Genomic DNA, 19,053 nt, shown 5'->3' on the forward strand with positions numbered 1-19,053 from the left:
GGATTTAGGCACAAGCAGACGCGATGCGCATCCTTATTTTTAGCAATCTGTACAGGCCCGAACCTACTGGAATCGGGCCTGTTACTGGTGAACTGGCGGACGGTATGGCAGCCGCTGGTCATGAAGTTCATGTCATCGCCGCCAACCCTTCCTACCCGGATTGGAAGCTTTTTCCTGGGTTCTCTCCGATAGCGTGGAGTAGTCGGCGGGAAGGTGCCGTCCAAGTTCACCGCTGCCCGGTTTATATTCCAAAGAACGTCCGAGGCGTCACTCGGATGATTCATTATTCAAGTTTTGCTGCTTCAGCCTTTTTTCCTGCGGCGAAGTTGGCGGCAACTTTTCGTCCTGATCTTGTGATCATGGTTGCCCCCACTTTGCTCGCCGCTCCATTGGCTTTGCTGACTGCCAAGCTTTCCGGCGCTGTGTCATGGCTTCATGTTCAGGATTTCGAAGTAGAAGCGGGGTTCGCGACCGGAGAATTGAACAGTGGCGGTGCGATTGCCAAGGCGGCGACACTTTACGAACGTGGCATCTTACGCAGCTTTGATCAAGTGAGCAGCATTTCGCCCGAAATGTGCGCAAAGCTGCTTGAAAAAGGCTGCAAGGCGGAGCGGATATACGAACTGCGAAACTGGACAAATATCGCAGACATGCCCGCTGGCGCTACATCCAGATATCGAGATGACTTCAACATATTAGCCAAGCATGTGTTACTCTACTCTGGAGCACTCGGGAGCAAGCAAGGTGTGGAAACGATTCTCGATGCTGCCGAGTTGCTGGCCGATCGTAGCGACATTCAGTTCCTGATCTGCGGTGCGGGGCCGTCCAAAGCGATGCTCGAGGCCCGTGCGGCGAAGATGGATAACGTCCAAGTGCATGATCTTCAGCCAAAGGAACGTTTGGCGGAGCTTTTGTCGACGGCAACGGTCCATTTGTTGCCTCAGCGAAAGGATGCTGCCGACCTAGTGCTTCCTTCAAAGCTTGCCAATATGCTGGCTTCCGGCAGGCCTGTAGTCGCTGGTGCAGAGCCGGGAACGGGCCTGGCGCGAGAGGTGGAAGGCGCGGGATTGATTTGCGAGCCGGATAACGGTGCCGCCATGGCAGCCGCCATCATGAAATTGATCGATAATGACGCGTTGCGAGCCGAATATGGCATTGCAGCTCGGAAGCGATCTGCCGAACGGTGGCTGCAGAGCAGTATTCTCGCAGCATTTGAGGAGCGCGTGGGGCAGCGTGTCATTGCCAACGGGCGGTGATTGAGGCTCGTCGTGGTTTGCGGGACGAGTGCTGATCAAACTTTGATTTTGCGTCTGGCTGCCGATCGAGGATGATCGAAGTCATGGCGCTGGGGTGTTTCCGCTTCGGCTTTGGGATTGGCCTTGTGTTGTCGATCGGATAGTGTCTGACCGGCACCGCAATGCCTGGCGTGCCTTCAGAGCCATTAGCGGCAGGATTTGCATTAGATGATACGTACTTTGTTGACAGTCCCAGGGCTCTCGAAGTCTATAATTCTAGCCTTGGTTGTAATATCCACCGCATCGACAACATTATTTGCGGTGAATGCAGGTCTCGAAACACCGATGCAAGGCTTGTGCCTGGTCTTGCTTGTCGGTTTCTTTCTTCTTAACACTGGGGCGGCATTGAAGAAGGTCACACTGCCTATTTCGATATCCTATGCGATTCTGGTTCTCTTTTTTGTACTTTGGTTGTGTAATGAATTTCTTCTCCATCGAACCTCGTCTGTAGCGCTTATTACAGTATATGCGGTTGGGGCATTTCTGACGGCAGTGGTCCTGCCGCAAACGTTTTTCGAGCGCCGTGGTTATTTCAATTTCTTTATCTGGTGTGTGATTTTCGTGGGTGCTGTGGTGGGTGCAACCGGCATACTTGGCTCGTTGGGCCTTAATAGCCTTTTTGGTCTGCCAATGTTCAACAAGTATGGCTATGCGAGGTACGCTTCGTTTCCAGCAAGCTCGGGCATTCTGGATTACCCCGAGACTTTGGGCGCACAGATGGCGCTGTCGTTTATATGCGCTCTTTACATGATGGTGCGTTCCAAGCCTACGCCGCTGCTAGTTCTCAGCACGCTGCTCATTGCAGGGGGATTGATCACTAGTCAGGGCCGCGCTGCCATTCTGGGAGCTCTCGTTGGCATCGGCGCCGTAGTATTCGCGATGCGCTCGCGCATTCCGGCCGCTGCCTTGGTGGCTATTGTCGTATTGCTGGTGTTGTCGCCAATCTATGCTCTCAATCTCATCAGCCTGCTTCCCGGCGCCGGCAGCTACCTCAGGGCCGAAACGGGGTTGTCCGGCCGTGAGGGGGTATGGAACTTCGCTCTGTTCTATATCGGCGAGCATCCTTTGCGCGGCTACGGGTTCCAGTCATCAAATATGTATACTGCCATGCACGGGGACTTTCTGAGGCGACACGGTTTTCCTGCCGCAGGTGCGAGTTTCCATAACACCTTCCTCACCCGAGCTTTTGAAAATGGCATTCTGGTATCTGGTGCCTACATCGGTGTGCTTCTGACCGCTCTCTACCGGGCAGGGGGGCTGGTCAGGAGATCGCAAGAGGCAGCTTTGACATTCGCGATGCTGGTAGTCGTTATCTCGATCTCGACGTTCCGTGACATCAATATTGGTGGTATGCGTCAGATTGTGATCTACAGCGCCGTGTTCATTGGTGCGGCGCTTCAGCTACCTGTTAGATACACCAGACTTCGCGAGAAAACATCGTCGTATTCACGCCAAAGGACCGATAGGCTGCCAGCGACGTCGCAATATTCTGGATAATTGTTGCCAGGCTTATTGCCGCAGCAGCCCCCAAGATTCCGTATAGCGACGATCCCAAGAAGATAAGCGGGACATACATCGCGAGAATTGTTGTCGAGATTTTCGACAATGTATTCTGCAAGCCGGTCATGTTCATGAACGAGGCATTGGGCCCACAGATTACGTTGAAGGCTTCGCCAAACAGAATTATGTAGAGCACCGGAAGGCCATTACGGTATTCCGGCCCGGCCACATCAAGCAGCGTGGGGCCAAGCAACGCAATCGCTGCAATACTGGGCAACGCCATCACTGCCGTAGCCCTTGCTGCACCTGACAACGCCGATTGCATCTTGACTCGGTGGGCGGTATCGGACTTGATGTCTTGGAGGCCTGACATATCCGCCTCTTCCTTCAGTCGGGCGAATTGTGGGCTAGCGACCATATGGGCCGCCTGTAGTCCAAAGCTTACGAATCGGGTCACTCGACCAGCCAGCCAATACAGGGCGATCTGGCTCGGCGCTACGAAGAAGGACAGAATGATGGAATCGACTTGCCGCACGGCAAAGCTACTGGCGGCTGACGGTAGTGTGGCAAGGGAGGTACTGATCCATTTGCGCCGTTCTGGCTCCAAAGCGGGTTGAACGTTGCCGGGCCATTTGCGTGAAACCAAAAGAGCGGAAACAACGATCGCACAGGCTGTGCCAGCGTACAGGCAGTAGAAAGCAATAGGAGTTTCCATGCCCAGGGATGGAGACAGGGCGACTATTCCGACTGAGCAAAGCACAACGAGCGGGAAAATGACGTTGTAGGGGAGCAGTGAGCGTACGACCGTGCCATAGCCGCGCATCATGCCGCCGGACACGTCCAGAAAGGGAAAAACCAATATCATTGGTATGGCGAACAAGTACGCGCTCGCGCTTTTCTCTTCAAGAAAACCGAACTGCGCACCGGCAAGGCCTACGGTAAGCGAAATTATGCATCCGATGAACGCACCTAGGGCAGTCAGCAGGATCGCGGTCTTGAGGAACGATAAGAGCTGGTCGCGTCTTTCTGAGTGCAAATAAGCTGCAACGAAGCGTATCGAGGAGAGATTGAAGCCAAGGCTTCCCAGATTCATCGCCACGAGACCCCAGGCAAGTCCGATGGCAACCGTGCCGTAGACTTCCGGGCTAGCAATCCGAGCGAGCGCAACATTCATCCCATACATCATGCCAGCGCCGGCGATACGAACGATGAGGGCGGAAAGATACTGTCCTTTCTCTCCGCGCAATTTCTGCAGGATTTTCATGGCTTTGCTTCAAGAACGCAATTCATCAAGATCTGTTCCAGCCTACCGGATGCTCTCAGTTCCTTGACCAGCCCATGTCCTTCGCCGGAAAAGGCGTGAAGCTTGACATTCTCAACATCTGTCACGTTCTGGGCATGTAGCTTGTCGAGCCGCGAAGCCTCGCCGTAATATATGTCTGAAGAGGGCTTGTAGGAACTCGCACTGAGATACTTGCGCAGGTCGTAGGTAGGCTTTGACAGGCCGTTGGCTACATACATTCTGGTGATTTGTCGCATCCACCTGAAGTCGCGCGTTTTTAGTCGCTTAAACGGACTAACGTATGTTTGAGGTGCAAATGCTATAACCTTGTCGGCCCTGAGCTTGTTGCCCAAGAGCAGGGCGGCAAACCCACCCATGCTATTGCCTACGAAAATTGTGTGCTGAGTATCGATCGAATCCAGCATGCTCTTGATGGTTGCGACCGCGCCATCGAGGCTAGGGGCGCTGTCATCGATGCCGGCGTGATACCATGCCTGTGCAAAATCGCGGACGTAGATCCTATTTGCGGGAATATCCGCCATCATTCGTCGGAATTCGAATGGAGGTATGCCGATACCCTCGGAAATGCCTCCGAAAATCACAAAAGTTATCTTGCTGCCTGGTACCGCTTCGACAGCGCTGCCACAGCGCAGCAGCGAGAACTCTTCTTGTCTATCCACGATTTGCCTTTCGTCGGCCTCGAACTGGACTGTCGGGGTGCCTAGCGCACGCCAACAAAAACCTTGCTGGACGATTGTCCGTCTGGCGCCGTCGGAGGTTCCAACCATTCGCCGAACGAGCGCCCCAATAGATCCTGCAATTGCAGCGTATCCTGACGGAACAAATCCAGCAAAAACTGCACCGACTTGTCATCAGGCATGGCCACTGACCTCTCGGCCTTAACGTTCCAATTCTGGAGATGGGTCATGACCCGCCGGCGAACTACCGTTACGGGCATGAGCCGCCGGATAATGTACTTGTGAGGCCCGTTGCCGGAAATCAGCCTCATGAGCAGCTTCGACTTTGGGGTTGCAGCCACGTTGTGACGGCTTGCTTCGATCTCGACCGCTGGCGCTTCCACGCCGAGAAAGCGCCAGATAGCTTCCATTTCGGTCTGCATCTGGCTTTCCAAATCTTCGAGCCGCAGGACATGAAACCGTTCGGCACCGAATGCATCGATCCAGAGCTTCAGCTTGCTCGCATAGAAGCCGCCTGCCGCATACCCGGTGGGATGTGGGAACCCCGCAGCCTGCTCCTCTATAAGACTGTCATAGAAGCTCTTAAGATCTTCACCCACTCTGTTGCGGTGCCGGTAGTGTGACCAGGCGCGCATGACCGGGTGTCGAAGCATGACAATGAACTTCGGTAGTGTGTCCCCGAACGCGTCTTGAAGCCGGGGAATTACCTCATGTGGCATGTGAAGGTAGGAAGGAGTTGCTTCGCCGCGAAGTGGGTAGCTTTCAGCTTTTGGAAAGAACTTATTAAGGTAGAAGTCGAGACCATTTGCGTAGTGCTGATCGTCCCCAAAAAAGAAGGGCTCCTTGATCGGCGACATGAATACCTCAGGGTGCTTTTTGAGGTAGTGATACATGGAGGTGGTGCCAGCTTTGGCGGCACCGATTACCATGAAGTTCGGCGCGGTCGGATTGTTTCTGAATTCGTTGGACATCGTTACGCTCTTCACCTGCCCTATAGATCAAAATACCGGTTCATCTAATCCCGGTTTGTAGATGCCCAATCCGAAGTGCGAGCAGATGTCGAGAAGTTCGCGCTCGCGCGATTCTGAAATCTTCTCTCGCCATCGGCTCGCCAAGTAGGTTCGGTCGCCCTCGGCAATCTTTTCCCTGGTGGCTGCCGTACTTTGTCGTTTGGTCGACCGCGAAGGGCGGAGGAGTTGTTGCAGCATACGATCCTCCTCGCCCTGCAGGTCGCAGTAGGAAGCCAGTTCCCGGACGCTTGCTTCGGGCGCCAGGACGAGCTTCTCGTAACTGAGGAAGAGCCAGTCAGGATGGGATTTTGTTGCATCGATCAGCGGTAGGTTTTCCAATGTCCAGTCCAGCACCCGGCATGCCAGTCGGTCATTTCCCCGCAGGATCGACCATGCATCGCCCAGCAATGATCCAGGAAGCCATCGTTCCACAAATGCCGGATTGCGCAGAAATGCTCGCCCGGTGAAATCCCATCCATTGCGTTCCACTGATGAACCCTGCGCGATCGGATTGCGCGTGGACACAACTGTCTTGAGTCCAAACCGATGCGTGAGTGCGCCCGCAATCGACTTCGCATCCGTGATTTTCAGTACCATGCGTGTCGTTCGCATGTTGGAGCCGGAGGTCCAGAACTTCCAGGGGCCATTCACAACCGACTGGCCGCTCAAAATCCTGTCAGTATACTCGAAAATGCGTTCAAGCTCATCGTCATCCGGAGAGATTATCTGGCTATACTCAAGTAACGGCAGTTCTTGCATCTGCGCCTGTGACGCGGTGTACAAGCTGAACGGCTGGTCGGAGAAACTCATGCACGAATTGGTGCAAAGCAACTCCATGAGCATTGTAGAGCCGCCTCGTCGGGATGAAAATACTGCGACATGCGGGGCGTTTCCATCTGGATTATGCTTGAGCAGGTACTTCCAGATCAACTCTTTTACAAGTCGACGGAATGCGTAGCTCAGAGGTGAGGTGCCCGTATTATCCATTTATCGAAATTCACCCAGAAACTTCATTGATCAAACTAACTACCTCGCCCGGATCATAGAACAGGCTCTTGTCTTTCGAAGCAATTTCATCGCGCTTCTGCATCCATTGATCCAAGTTCATTTCCCTTAGAAAATCTTCGATGCCTCGGACAATATCCCCCGAGAACGTCCAGCCCAAGCCTTCTTCCTGAATGCGCGTTCCGGTTGCGTGATCTGCATCGCCAAGCAGTGGGCGCTCGTAATATCCGGCTTCATAAACCCGGTTGGGAAGCAACCATGCGGAATTTCCCCAAGCATCAATATAATCGAATGACCAAGAGAAATGGATTTTCGCCATCATGTCGGGCAGGTCTTGATGCGAATAAGCTCCATCATAATAAATGTTATCATGGGAGGTCACCGATTGGTGAAAATATTCTTCGTCTATCGTAGTAGGAAAACCTCTTATGTACACGTCCAAAGTGTCCGGGAGGTCGGATGCAAGGCGGCACAGCATCTCCAGGCTCTTGGGGCACCGTAGTGCACCGAACCATCCGATTACCCATCGGTTTTCAGGCAGTTGGTCCGGACTGGGGGCTGCCGTATGGACAATTTTGTTTTCCAGAAGCCGCCACTGCCCAGTGAATCCTTGAATTTTTGCGAAATATTCTTCGGCGAACTTGGGTGCGCTGATCCACAGTCTGGCGGTAGAGTTCAAGATGCGCCGTTCTGCCCAGCGTAACGCCTGCGCAGCAATGCCGCTCCCCACCATGACCTTCCGGATATCGAGGACCTCATAAACAAACGGCGCCCGAAGTCGGGTGACCATGGTGCAGGCGCGTGCAAGCAATGCGAGATCAAGGTTGCGCGCTATGACAACTGCTCGAGAGCGCCTTTTCAAACGACGGGCGACCGGAATGATACGATAGGCGGCTCGAAGAAGAGTGCCTATGCGCGCCAGATAGTTACCGTCACTCAGTTCTCCGAGATCCACATACTGCCAGGTGCCGGGGTCTGGTGCGGGGTATCCGGGGCGCCGAAACCCAACTACGATCAGATCGATGCCTGCATCGCTCATGGCCTTGGCGCGAGCCAAGGCCTTGGTTTCGAGGCTGTTCGGGACAAAATAGAGGACAGCAGGCGCACTGCCCGAATTGTCCTTGCAAGCCTCCATGTCAGACCACTGAGTGGTGCTTAAGCCACCGGACCGAAAGGCTCAGGCCTTCGTCGGCTGAAGTCTTGGGTGCATAGCCAATTACTTCGGTCGCAAGATTGTTCGGGAAGAAAGCCTTTCGTCCGTAAAGTGCGAATTGATCTGACGTGGGTGTGCGCTTCAGATTGTCCTCCAGATTGCGCATTGCCTTTTCAGCCAAGCTGCTCGACTTGAGAATGGCGACCAGCAGATCACGATGGTTCGTCAGGACATACTTGCCGAACGAACGGATCGGCGAAAATAGCTTCGCTTTGAGTTCCGTCTTACCGGCGGAGACCTCTCCAAGCGGAGGAAGTCCAAGCTCTCTTGCGAAGCGCACAAAGTACTCGTTCCATGTGAGGTCGTCAGGGCCGTTTACGTTGAAAGCTTGACCAAAGCCCTTGTCTGTTTCCAGAGCGCACATGATAGCCCGCACGACGTCACCTACGTAAACAAGATTGCAGGTTCCTTCGGCCTTGTCGCCAAATGTACCCCAGGTTCCTGAAACAATACGGTGAGCAAAGTTTATGGTCCATTGGGTACCAAACGGACCATAGACAATTGTGGGGCGCAAGGCGATGACGGGCATTGTGTCCGAGCTCGCCGCCAAAGCAATCTGTTCAGCCTTTATCTTGCGCGCGCCATAGTCCGTACCAGACATGTCGAGTGGCGCATCTTCGCGAAACGTGCCCTCATTTGTGCCGTACACGGAAATCGTGCTGAGATGCACCACCCGTTTGATGCCGAGCTTCCGGGCTATTTCGACGACGTTACGTGTGCCTTCGATGGTTACATCGTCGTCGCCGACCGCTGCGTGAACGACCGCGTCGCACCCTTCCATGGCTGCTTCAAGTGAAGCGCGATCCATTAAGTCGCACATCCGCATTTCAACACCGAAACGCGCAATGCGAACTGCTTTTTGCCAACGTCGCACCGCAGCTATGGGAGTGTACAGGCCGGACAGATGCATCGCTTCGACGACCCAGCCGCCGATGAAGCCGGTGGCCCCGGTTACAAAAACTTTCTTCTGGGGAATGCTCACTTCATGGCCTCCCATTCGGCATACCAGGGAAGTTCAAAGAGGTGAGCCGAGTTGTACGCCTCTTCCATGATCTGGATAGAGCTGACTACATCCTCTGGCGAAACCAAGCTTTCTCCTCCGTTGAACGTAGCGTCCAAAAAGATGTTGGTCATCTTTATAGCGAAGTCATTGTAGTTCTTGGGGTTGAAGCCATCAACACTGATAGTTTTCCACGGGCCATTGGCCTTCTTTTTTTCGAATTTGTGCCACGTGAAAAGTCGGCCTTTGATGGCGCCATGTTCAAACGTCAGTTCGAACGTGTTTGAGAGCTTTTCAAGTCGGCTGAATTTCGTGCTGATTGACGCACCGTTTGGCGTCTTCAAAGTGAGGTGGAACGTGGCGTCGGGGCCGTCAAAGCCGTCATGCGCCGCAGAGGCAATGGAAAGGTCATCGCCGAACCACCATGTGAGAATGTCGATCGTGTGGGCACCGCGATCGAGAAGTACGCCTTTGGCATCGCGGGAAGTCAGATAGAAACCCGATACGGTAGGCCATTCGAAAGAACTGCCGTCGTAGATTTCTGCACTGCGTAGGGCGCCAAGTTCCCCGCTGTGAATGAGTGTTCTTATGGCCTGATAGGCAGGGAACAAACGCCGCGTATTGTTCACCATTACAATGCGACCGAGTTCCTTGCTCTTTTTAGAAATCTCGCGCGCTTCGCTCGCATAAATCGTGACAGGCTTCTCAATGAGAAGGTCTAGACCTGCGTCCATGGCTTCCAGCGCCTGGGTGCAATGGACGTGGTGAGGTGTTGCCAAAATTGCTGCAGTTGCACCTTGCTGCGCTGCATCATCGAATGACGTGGCGACGCCGCCGCCAGCCTCGTCGGCCAATTTCTGTGCACGCTCGACTGAAAGATCCATAAAAAGCAGGCGACCTGCCAGATCCGTTCTGGCAGCCAGACAAGGCAAGTAGAATTGCTCTGTTGCTGCGCCGCATCCGACTACAACTAGCTTCCCCGTTGCTACGGCATCCATGCCGTTCGCCTCCCTTTGTCATGCACGAAATTGTGCCTTAGAATCAGATATCCAAATCAGCTAGAGCATTTTTGTGCAGTGCGAAAGGCCGTTCAAGTCGTTCCATTGGTCGTGCCATTACTTGCCGCTGGATCCGCTTGTTTTAGGGCGACGTTAGCATCACGCATTGCTTTCGAGTGGGGTTTGGCAGGTGGGCTGTTCAAAACATGCGCTTTTGAGCGGTGTTCGCAGGCTTCTTCAGAGGGCAGGGGGTGTGGTGCAAATTGGAGGACGAAAATGGGCGTGGACGTATTCTGACTGCAGTTCAGGCGGTGTAGTCGGAATGGTCATAACGTAGATTGTCACGACCTGTTGGAGTGACACCTTCTCATGAGGTAGGCTCATTGGCGCTTGCGCGTGGACTGCCGGTACAGGGGCCATGGTCGTATACTCGGTGATTGGAGGCAAAGTCGCTGCCAAAACTTGGGGATGACGAGGATAAGCGGTGCATGTGCGACGAGAGCTATGGTGAGGTGTTTGACCTGAAGGCGCGACTAGGAATTCTGCTCATTTGGGCAGCTGCTGTGCAAGTGGTGTGTTGAGATTTGTTCGTTACGGATCAAGGAGTAAAGTCATGCGGAAAAGTTCATGGCTTGCGATGCTGGTGCCCTTGGTTCTGGGGCTTGTTATCCTCGGTAAATTGGGGGCAGCATCCCCTGACAATGAAGCGAATGTCATCGAAGTAGGGCAGGATTATCCGGATTTGGCGAGTGCTATCGCGGTCGTGCCGGCGGTCCGTGCTCAAGGAAATCCGGATCGACCGGTGATTGTCCAGTTGCCTTCCGGCGTGAGCCGTTTGGACGCTGCGGTCTACATCAACGGCGCCCATGGCGGTACTGCCCGTAGCCCTCTGATTATCCGTGGAGCTAGCGATGGGAGCACACAGCTTTTCGGTTCAGCGAGAATGCCAAGCCGGCCTTCAACCTCCGCAGACTTCGACGGAGCGAAGGTTCCGAAGGGTGCTCTGACGGTATCGCTCGGCTCTCTGACAGTCCCAAAGCGCGGGCTTCGTCGCCGTGGAGTTTTTGTCAAAAATCGCACCGCGGGAGTAGAAGTGTACCAAGGAGGCGCGCAACTGTGGAGTGCCAGGTGGCCAAACAGAGGGATGGTCACGGCGCGGCTTGTTCAATTGAAAGGCACTCTTGGACATTCAGCCGTTCGATTCCCGCAGCAACGACAGAAACGTTGGCTGCGTGAACGGAACCTGTGGATTGGGGGGCGGTGGTCAAGGGGGTGGGACTTTGAGTTGATGCCGGCGTTTGATGTCGATGGGAAGAATGACGTGGTCCGTGTCGCTTCGCGCGCTTCCTCTTTGCCGCTGGCGGATCGTCCAAACCTGTTTGTTGCAAATGCTTTAAGTGAACTGGACAGTCCTGGAGAGTTTTTTGTCGATGTGCCTCGTCGCCAGGTCTTGGTTTTGCCCATAAGGAATAGTGGTGGCGGAGTTGAATTGGCCGTAACCGAAAATTTGATGATCTTGAATAACGTACAAAATGTACGTGTGGAAGGTGTTGGATTTAATAGGTCATTAGGTGTTGCAGTAAAAATAAGAGATTCAAAAAATATTGAATTGGTGCATTGCGCAGTGCGGCAATCTGGAGGGCGCGCCATAGCGGTTATCGATGGTCAGAATGTTGTCATTAGGAAATCTGTTGTGAATGGTACTGCGGAAGCAGGTATCGAGTTGCATGGCGGGGATAGGCAAACCTTGTCTCCCGCGCGCCATAAGGTGATCGACAGCATAGTTGCCAACTTTGGCTTGGAAAATCCCGACTACAGCCCTGGCATTCGCGTTTCGGGCGTGGGGCAGGAAGTTCGCGATTCTCTGATTTCTGGCGGTGCGCATTCCGGAATAATAGTTGTCGGTAACAATAATTCTATAATAGAAAACGTGATAAAAAACACTGCTCTTGCAAGCAATGATGTGGGGGTAATTTACTTAGGGCGTGATTGGACCCAGCGAGGCAACCGCATCATGGGAAATTACATTCATGATTTTGGCGGTCAGGGGAAGCGATCTCTAATAACTGGTATTTATTTGGATGATCAAATCGGCGGTACGCTGGTGAAGCGTAACATAGTCGATGGAGGCGCTTTCGGCGTCATTCTTGGAGGTGGTAGAAGCAACACGATCGACGAAAACCTATTTGTAAATCAGTCAAGGGCGGCGCTGTATTTTGACAGTCGCGGAATGAATGTTCAAAGGGAGCGTCGACCTTGGGAAGCAAAATCTGTCAATAATCAGTTGCTTGAGAAGCTGAAGCGTGTTCCAGTTTCGTCAAAAGTCTGGAAAAAGCAGTATCCAGATTTATCTCAGCTTTCTCTCGGTGAATTGAGCCGACCCAAAGGCAATGCATTTTCGGCAAATGCCATATTTGGTGAAAAGGCTATTTTGGCCGTTCCAGCAGAGACAGACTCAATGATCATGAAGCGCGAAAACATGTTTGCAAGCAATCGCGATATTTCAGAAGGCTTGGGAGCGTGGTTGGATGGCTTAAAGGCGTCGTCGCTTTACCGGCCGATCATTACAGGTGCCTTTGCCGAACATCCGAGCATTGAAGTGTGCAAGCTATTGTCGATCCCTGACCATCCGCCCACGCCTGTCGTCAACCCGAATATCGTTTCTTCTCTTGAGAGCCCTTGTGGCTAGGCTTTGATGCCGCACATGGCCGAAGCGTAATAGCTTCGCAAGCCGCTGTTTGCGTTCGCGGAGCACCTCGGGAATTGTGAATGCCAGTTAGCGGATAACGTCGTCGTCCTCATCCCCAAACAACGCCTTCACGAACTCATCGCGCCAATGCACGACATCCTCATCTCGCACCGACGCCAACAGCTTCTCATGCCGCTCCCGGCGTTCGGCCAGGGGCATTTCGAGTGCGCGTTTGATGGTTTCGCTGACGTGTTCGATCGAGTGCGGGTTGACCAGCAGGGCGTCGGTGAGCTGCAGGGCGGCGCCGGCGAATTGGGACAGGATGAGGACGCCGGGATCTTCGGGGTCCTGCGCGGCGACGTATTCCTTGGCGACGAGGTTCATGCCGTCGCGTAGCGGGGTGACCAGGCCGATGTCGGCGGCGCGGTAGAAGCCGGCGAGCTGGCGGCGGGGGTAGCCGCGGTTGACGTAGCGGATCGGTACGAAGGCGACGTCGGCATGGGCGCCGTTGATATGGCCGGTCTTGCGTTCGAGGTCCTCGCGGATCTGCTGGTAGCTGGCCACGTCCCCGCGTGAGGGGGGCGCGATCTGCAGCAGCACGACTTCGCCGGCCCGATCGGGATTGTCCGCCAGGAACCGGTTGAAGCTTTCAAAGCGTTCGCCCAGGCCTTTCGAGTAGTCGAGCCGGTCGACGCCGATCAGGACCTTGCGGCCGCGCACGCTGGCCTTGAGATGCTCGTAGGCGTCCTTCGCTTCGGTGCTGTGGGAGCCTTCGACGAACTCTTTGTAATCGACGCCGATCGGAAAGGCGCGGGCGACGATGGTGCGCCCGTTGTAGTCGATGGTGCCGTCTTCGTTGACGTCCAGCCCCAACTCTTTGTCGACGTAGTGCAGGAAGCTGCCCAGCCATTCCTCGGTCTGGAAGCCGATCACGTCGTATTCGAGCATCGAGCTGACCAGCCGTTCGTGAAAGGGCAGCGAGACCAGCAGGCGCGCCGGAGGCCAGGGCGTGTGCAGAAACAGGCCCATGCGATTCTTTACACCCTTCTGGCGCAGCATCGAGCCGAGCGGGAGCAAATGATAGTCGTGGACCCAGACGAGATCGTCCGGTTCGATCAGAGGTCCGACGGAATCGGCGAACCGCGCGTTGACGCGTTCGTATCCCTCGCCGAAGTTGCGGTCGTATTCGGTCAGGTCGATGCGATAGTGGAACAGCGGCCACAGCGTACGGTTGGCGTACCCGTTGTAGTATTCGTCGATGTCCTGCGGTTCGAGGTCGATGGTCGCCGTCGTGACACCGTTGTTGCGCTGCATGTCAAGGTGGCCGGTGAACTCTTCGGTCTCCTGCCCCGACCATCCGAACCAGATCCCGCGGTGTTCGCGAAGCGCAGAATTGAGCGCTACGGCCAGGCCGCCCTGGGCGCCTGCTGCGCCCGCGGCTTTGGGCACCGAAACCCGGTTGGAAATGACTATCAGCCTGCTCATCTACGTGCCCCCTGAGGCGTCCTTGCGGCTGCGCCTTCTAGCGCCAGTCGCGCCATGACCGGGACAGTTGCCCGGCACAATTTATAATACCAACAAGCGAGTACGTCTGGGGAAAGTTCCCCCAGAGCTCGCCGGTCTCGAAATCCATGTCTTCCGACAGCAGCCCGGACTTCGTGCGGTGGCCCAGCATGGCCTCGAACAGGCGCCGGGCCTCTTCGTCCTCGCCGCTGCGGTGAAGGGCTTCGATCAGCCAGAATGTGCAGATGTTGAAGGCGGTTTCGGGCAGGCCGAAATCGTCCTCGTTGGCGTAGCGCAGCATGTGCTCGCCGCGGCGGAGCGACTTCTGGACGGCCTCCAGCGTCGCCTGGAACTTGGGATCGTCGGCCTGCAGGTAGCGCAGTTCGACCATCTGCAGCAGGCTGGCATCGAGCTGCGAGCCGCCGAAGCTGGCGACGTAGTGCCCGCCGGCACCGCCATCGTCGAGATTGGGCCCTTCGACTTCATGCCAGGCGCCGGCGTCGATGTTGCGTCGCACCGTGTCGGCGCGTTCACGCCAGAGCCTGGCACGGTCTTCCAGTCCGAGATGCTCGGCGGCATTGGCGAGACGGTCGCAGGCGGCCCAGCTCATGACGCTGGAATACGTGTGGACGGCCGTCCGCGTGCGCAGTTCCCACAGGCCGGCGTCGGGCTGGTCGTGGGTCTTCCACGCCATTTCGCCGACTTCCTCAAGGCTGGCGAAGTCGTCCATGTTCGCCACGCGCAGCAGGCGCTGGTCGGAAAAGGCCTGAATCGAGGGCAGGACGATCTGGCCGTAGCAGTCGTTCTGGACCTGATAATAGGCGGCATTGCCCACGCGAACCGGGCCCATACCGCGGTAGCCGGCCAGGTCGGCGGCTTCCCACTCGATGATTTCCTTGGCGCCGCTTACGGCATAGAGCGGCTGAATGGCCCCGCCTTCGGCATCGTCGACGATGTTGCGCAAGTAGGCGAGGTACTTTTCGAGGACGTCGAGCGCGCCGAGGTGGTTGAGCGCCTGCACGGTGTAGTAGGCGTCGCGGATCCAGCAGTAGCGGTAGTCCCAGTTGCGCTGCGAATGCGGCGCTTCGGGGATCGAGGTGGTCAGCGCCGCGACGATCGCGCCGGTTTCCTCATGCTGGCACAGCTTGAGCGTGATCGCGGCGCGGATGACCGCTTCCTGCCAGTCGAGCGGGGTGGCGAGACCGCGCACCCACTGCTTCCAGTAATTGCCGGTCAGCTGGAGCATGGTTTCCAGCTCGTACTCGACGTTGCCGTTGAAGGGCTCGTCCGGGCCGAGGAAAAAGTGCAGCGGGCTTTCGACGCGGAAGTATCGCTCGTCGAGCACGTAACCCACGGGCGCGTCGGTGGTCAGGCGCAGCGTGTTGCGCTCGACCAGATAGCGGATGTGGTTCGAGCCGTGAGTGATGTGCGCAAGTTGCGAGCCGTAGCCGCTCATCGGCGTCAGGATCGTGCGGATGCGCGGAGAGCCCGCCACCGGGCGCACGATGCGCGCATAGGCGACCGGGCGATAGGTACGGCCGATGCGCTCGAAACGCGGGCAGAAATCGTAGACTTCGACCGCGCCGCCGCTCGCATCTTCCAGCCGGGTGACGAGGATCGGCGTGTTGCGGATGTAGTGCTGGCTGGTGGAGACCTGGTTTTCCAGTTCGAACCGCCAGGTGCCCGCGTCCTGCCCCTTGTCGCCGCGCATCAGGGCGCAGAACGTCGGGTCGCCGTCGACGCGCGGGACGCAGCCCCAGACGATGGCGCCGCGTTCGTCGATCAGGCCGCTGACCTGGCAATTGCCGATGGGCCACAATTGCAGCGTGCTGTGCTCTGCTGGCTTGCTTTCAGGCGCATTCATTTCCGTGCTTCTCCACCCAGTGCGCTCGAAAGCCAGTCATGGACCGCGCCGACATCGGGCAGTCTCCAGCGTGCGGCTGTCTGGCGCATCGGGCCTACCAGCACGCCCTCTCCCCCGAAACGGGTAACGGCATTGAATGCGTCTTCGTCTGTCACGTCGTCACCCACGAAGAGCGGCACGGTTCCGGAAAACTCTTCGCGTTCCATGAACTTGCTGACGGCGCTGCCCTTGTCGGAGCCGGGCATCACCAGTTCGACGACCTGCTTGCCGTGTTTCATTTTCAGGCCGCGATCTTCGGCAATCGATGCCGCGCAGTCGAGCAGGCCGGCCTTGGCATCGGGATGGCGGCGATAGTGAACGGCCACGCTGAAAGGCTTGGGTTCGACCAGCATGCCCCCGTTGGCTTCGGCGAAGCTGGAGAGTTCCGCGACGACGGCATCCGGCAGCGGATCGGCGAGCGGGTGAATTTCCCGGCTTCCAGCAGGGCGGAATTCGCCGCCGTGGGAGCCTGCCATCGCGACATCGATCGGCCCGAGCATGGCTTCCAGCGCGTCGAGCGAACGGCCGCTTACCAGCGCCAGCTTGCCTTCAAGCCGATGGGACAGCATTTCGATCAGGCCGGGCAGGGAGCGGGCCACCACCACGTCGTCGGGATGGTCGGCAATATCGACAAGCGTGCCGTCGAAATCGAGAAAAAGGGCAGTCTGCGCCGAGATGTGCAGCGGCGGCGGTGGCGGAAGATCGGGCATCGGCGCACTATCCTCCGCCCGGGTAAGGCTGTCGGTAGGTTGGGTCATTGCCGGTAATCTTGCACCTTCAATGGCGAAAGGCCACCCCCTAAGGCTTGATTATGCGGCAGTTGCGAAAGGATATCCCGCGGCCGCTTGTGCGAACCGCGGACCTTTGGGGGCGTTGCCATGATTGCAATAGAAGTGCCATGCCCGATTGTCAGACAGGCATTGTTACTTGAGAAAATTTTTGCATTTGCGAATTAGATCGCGAAACCCCCGGCAGTACTCTTCGAAGCATCCGATCGATTGAAGCTTTCGTCGGCCGCGGCTATCGGCAGACGTACAGAAATGATGAAAGGCAGTTGATGAAGAAAATCGTGGCGTTCGATCTCGACGGAACTCTCGCGCTGAGCAAACAGCCGCTGACCGACGAGATGGCGGACCTGATGGCACAGCTTCTCACTGTCGCGCAGGTGGCGGTCATCTCCGGGGGTGACTGGCCGCAGTTCGACAAGCAGGTCGCCAGCCGGTTGCCGGATCACGCCGACCGGTCGCGCCTGTGGATGATGCCGACGAGCGGCGCCAAGCTCTATGTCCACCGCGACGATGCCTGGACTCCGGTCTATGCGGAACTGTTCACCGACGAGCAGAAGCGCGAGATTCTCGACGCCTTCGACGCGTCGCTGGCGACGACCGGCTTCACTCCGGAGGAGACCTGGGGCGAGCGGATCGAGGATCGTGGCAGCCAGATCACCTTTTCCGCGCTGGGCCAGCAGGCGCCGCTCCATGCCAAGGAAGTCTGGGATCCTGACTTCGCCAAGCGCAAGGTGATCCAGGCCGATCTCATCAAGCGCCTGCCGGGCGTTTCGATCAACCTCGGCGGCGCGACCTCGGTCGACGTCACGCAGCCGGGCGTGGACAAGGCCTGGGGCCTCAAGCGCCTTGCCGAGCACAGCGGTGTGGCCGAGGCCGACATGCTGTTCATCGGCGATGCCATTTTCCCCGGCGGCAACGACTATCCGGCAAAGGCCATGGGCCTCGACACCGTATGCGTGCGCGACCCGGCCGATACCGCCAACGTGATCACGGCCATTGTCGCCTGCCAGAAGGCGGGATGACGGTGCCCGCGGGCATCTGACCGGATAACGGCGCAATGCCCGCATTCTATCTCACGCTGATCGCGGTGCTGCTGGCCGGCATCGGTGCACGCGATCAGGTGACGATTGCCGCGCTTGCGCGGCGGCAGGGGCAGCGGCCCGGGGTCTTGCTGGTAGCGCTCGTCTCGGCGGCCGCGACGGCCAGTTTCGCGGCCTGGGCGGCAATGGTCATGCTGGCCGAACTGCCGCCGCCGGCGCGGACCATCTTCGCCGCCATTGCGCTTGGACTGGCCGGGCTGGAATCGCTGATCCTGCGCCCGCGCCGCGATCCGCGCGAGCCGACGAATTCGCTCGGGGCGCTGCTGCTGGTATTGCTGGCGCATCAGGTGACCGATGCGGCGCGCTTCATGGTCTTCGGTATGGGCGTGGGGTTTGCCGCACCGCTGGCTTCCGGCGCTGCGGGCATACTTGGTGGCGGTGTTCTGGCCGGCTTCGCCTGGGGATGGCCCCACTTGCTGGACACGCCCGCTATCCGCTGGATGCGCCGGATTATGGGCGGTGTTCTAACCGTCGTGGCGCTGGCGATGTTCCTTTCGGAAATCGGGATACTCTGATCGCCATATTCGATTGAACCATCTCTTTTAATCGACGTTCCCTATGTACAACTTTGCTCACAACGCAACATTGAGGGAACGCGAAATGACGTCCAAGGACAACTCGAAAGCCGCTCTGATCGACAGCCTGAACGGCCTGCTGGCCGATACGCTGGCGCTCTACGTCAAGACCAAGAACTTTCACTGGCATGTGCGCGGACCGCAGTTCCGCAGCCTGCACCTGCTCTTCGACGAGCAGGCCGCCGAGATCTTCGCGCTGACCGACATGATCGCCGAGCGCGTGCGCAAGCTGGGCGGAACCACGCTGACTTCGATTGGCTCGATCGCGGCGAAGACCACGATCAAGAACCAGGACGATACCGGGCTCGATGCCATGGCCATGGTCAAGGAACTGTTCGAGGATAACACGGCCTATGTCGGCACGCTCAAGGCGGCCAAGGAACTGGCTGGCGAGGCGGGCGACAACGCCACCGACGGTCTGCTCGACGACTGGACCGACCAGGCCGAGGAACGCGCATGGTTCCTGCGCGAAATTCTCGCCTGAACCATTCCGT

Annotated in this window: 16 protein-coding genes; 6 read left to right on the forward strand and 10 right to left on the reverse strand. The window is 56.9% G+C overall.

Annotated features, from left to right (window positions below):
* The first annotated feature begins 23 nt into the window (after positions 1-23).
* Both IEX64_RS18360 and IEX64_RS18365 read left to right on the forward strand, forming a co-directional pair.
* Positions 24-1,256, forward strand: coding sequence for a WcaI family glycosyltransferase (locus IEX64_RS18360; RefSeq protein WP_188821935.1), 1,233 nt, complete (start codon positions 24-26; stop codon positions 1,254-1,256).
* A 207-nt stretch (positions 1,257-1,463) separates the two neighbouring features.
* Positions 1,464-2,792 (forward strand): O-antigen ligase family protein, encoded by a 1,329-nt coding sequence (locus IEX64_RS18365; protein ID WP_188821937.1) that lies wholly within the window; start codon positions 1,464-1,466, stop codon positions 2,790-2,792.
* Here the strand turns inward: IEX64_RS18365 and IEX64_RS18370 are convergent.
* Genes IEX64_RS18370 through IEX64_RS18400 form a run of 7 tightly spaced genes read right to left on the reverse strand, consistent with a single transcriptional unit; the run spans position 2,704 to position 10,001 of the window.
* Positions 2,704-4,059 carry a lipopolysaccharide biosynthesis protein gene (locus IEX64_RS18370; protein WP_188821939.1) on the reverse strand — a complete coding sequence of 452 codons (1,356 nt, stop codon included), beginning with the start codon at positions 4,057-4,059 and terminating at the stop codon, positions 2,704-2,706. The genes IEX64_RS18365 and IEX64_RS18370 overlap by 89 nt on opposite strands.
* Positions 4,056-4,757 (reverse strand): alpha/beta hydrolase, encoded by a 702-nt coding sequence (locus IEX64_RS18375; protein WP_188821941.1) that lies wholly within the window; start codon positions 4,755-4,757, stop codon positions 4,056-4,058. Before IEX64_RS18375 ends, IEX64_RS18370 begins: the two co-directional genes overlap by 4 nt.
* A gap of 41 nt (positions 4,758-4,798) precedes the next feature.
* Positions 4,799-5,746, reverse strand: coding sequence for a sulfotransferase domain-containing protein (locus IEX64_RS18380; protein WP_188821943.1), 948 nt, complete (start codon positions 5,744-5,746; stop codon positions 4,799-4,801).
* 27 nt (positions 5,747-5,773) lie between these two features.
* Positions 5,774-6,772, reverse strand: a complete 999-nt coding sequence (locus IEX64_RS18385) for a hypothetical protein (RefSeq protein WP_188821945.1) — start codon at positions 6,770-6,772, stop codon at positions 5,774-5,776.
* 10 nt (positions 6,773-6,782) lie between these two features.
* Positions 6,783-7,925, reverse strand: a complete 1,143-nt coding sequence (locus IEX64_RS18390) for a glycosyltransferase family protein (protein ID WP_188821947.1) — start codon at positions 7,923-7,925, stop codon at positions 6,783-6,785.
* 1 nt (position 7,926) lies between these two features.
* Positions 7,927-8,985 (reverse strand): NAD-dependent epimerase/dehydratase family protein, encoded by a 1,059-nt coding sequence (locus IEX64_RS18395; protein ID WP_188821949.1) that lies wholly within the window; start codon positions 8,983-8,985, stop codon positions 7,927-7,929.
* Complete coding sequence (locus IEX64_RS18400; protein WP_188821951.1) at positions 8,982-10,001, reverse strand: Gfo/Idh/MocA family protein; 1,020 nt, start codon at positions 9,999-10,001, stop codon at positions 8,982-8,984. Before IEX64_RS18400 ends, IEX64_RS18395 begins: the two co-directional genes overlap by 4 nt.
* 613 nt (positions 10,002-10,614) lie before the next feature.
* On the opposite strand from IEX64_RS18400, the gene IEX64_RS18405 reads away from it, so the two are divergent.
* A complete protein-coding gene (locus IEX64_RS18405) occupies positions 10,615-12,690 on the forward strand; it encodes a right-handed parallel beta-helix repeat-containing protein (protein WP_188821953.1) in 2,076 nt (691 codons plus the stop codon).
* Positions 12,691-12,777: 87 nt separating this feature from the next.
* Here IEX64_RS18405 and otsA read toward each other — a convergent pair whose 3' ends face one another.
* Genes otsA through otsB form a run of 3 tightly spaced genes read right to left on the reverse strand, consistent with a single transcriptional unit; the run spans position 12,778 to position 16,854 of the window.
* On the reverse strand, positions 12,778-14,175 hold the full coding sequence (gene otsA / locus IEX64_RS18410; protein ID WP_188821955.1) for an alpha,alpha-trehalose-phosphate synthase (UDP-forming): 1,398 nt from the start codon (positions 14,173-14,175) through the stop codon (positions 12,778-12,780).
* Positions 14,176-14,212: 37 nt separating this feature from the next.
* A complete protein-coding gene (locus tag IEX64_RS18415) occupies positions 14,213-16,057 on the reverse strand; it encodes a glycoside hydrolase family 15 protein (protein WP_188821957.1) in 1,845 nt (614 codons plus the stop codon).
* Positions 16,054-16,854 carry a trehalose-phosphatase gene (otsB, locus tag IEX64_RS18420; protein ID WP_188821959.1) on the reverse strand — a complete coding sequence of 267 codons (801 nt, stop codon included), beginning with the start codon at positions 16,852-16,854 and terminating at the stop codon, positions 16,054-16,056. The genes IEX64_RS18415 and otsB overlap by 4 nt, the downstream gene beginning before the upstream one ends.
* 299 nt (positions 16,855-17,153) lie before the next feature.
* Between otsB and IEX64_RS18425 the strand changes: the two genes are divergently transcribed.
* The 3 genes from IEX64_RS18425 (at position 17,154) to IEX64_RS18435 (ending at position 19,043) form a co-directional block, all read left to right on the forward strand.
* On the forward strand, positions 17,154-17,906 hold the full coding sequence (locus tag IEX64_RS18425) for an HAD-IIB family hydrolase (protein WP_188821961.1): 753 nt from the start codon (positions 17,154-17,156) through the stop codon (positions 17,904-17,906).
* A gap of 35 nt (positions 17,907-17,941) precedes the next feature.
* Positions 17,942-18,499 carry a hypothetical protein gene (locus IEX64_RS18430; protein ID WP_188821963.1) on the forward strand — a complete coding sequence of 186 codons (558 nt, stop codon included), beginning with the start codon at positions 17,942-17,944 and terminating at the stop codon, positions 18,497-18,499.
* Between the two features lie 85 nt (positions 18,500-18,584).
* Positions 18,585-19,043 (forward strand): Dps family protein, encoded by a 459-nt coding sequence (locus IEX64_RS18435; protein ID WP_188821965.1) that lies wholly within the window; start codon positions 18,585-18,587, stop codon positions 19,041-19,043.
* The last annotated feature ends 10 nt before the right edge of the window (positions 19,044-19,053 follow it).

Origin of the sequence: Novosphingobium indicum (assembly GCF_014645195.1) — a bacterium.
Lineage (GTDB): Bacteria > Pseudomonadota > Alphaproteobacteria > Sphingomonadales > Sphingomonadaceae > Novosphingobium > Novosphingobium indicum.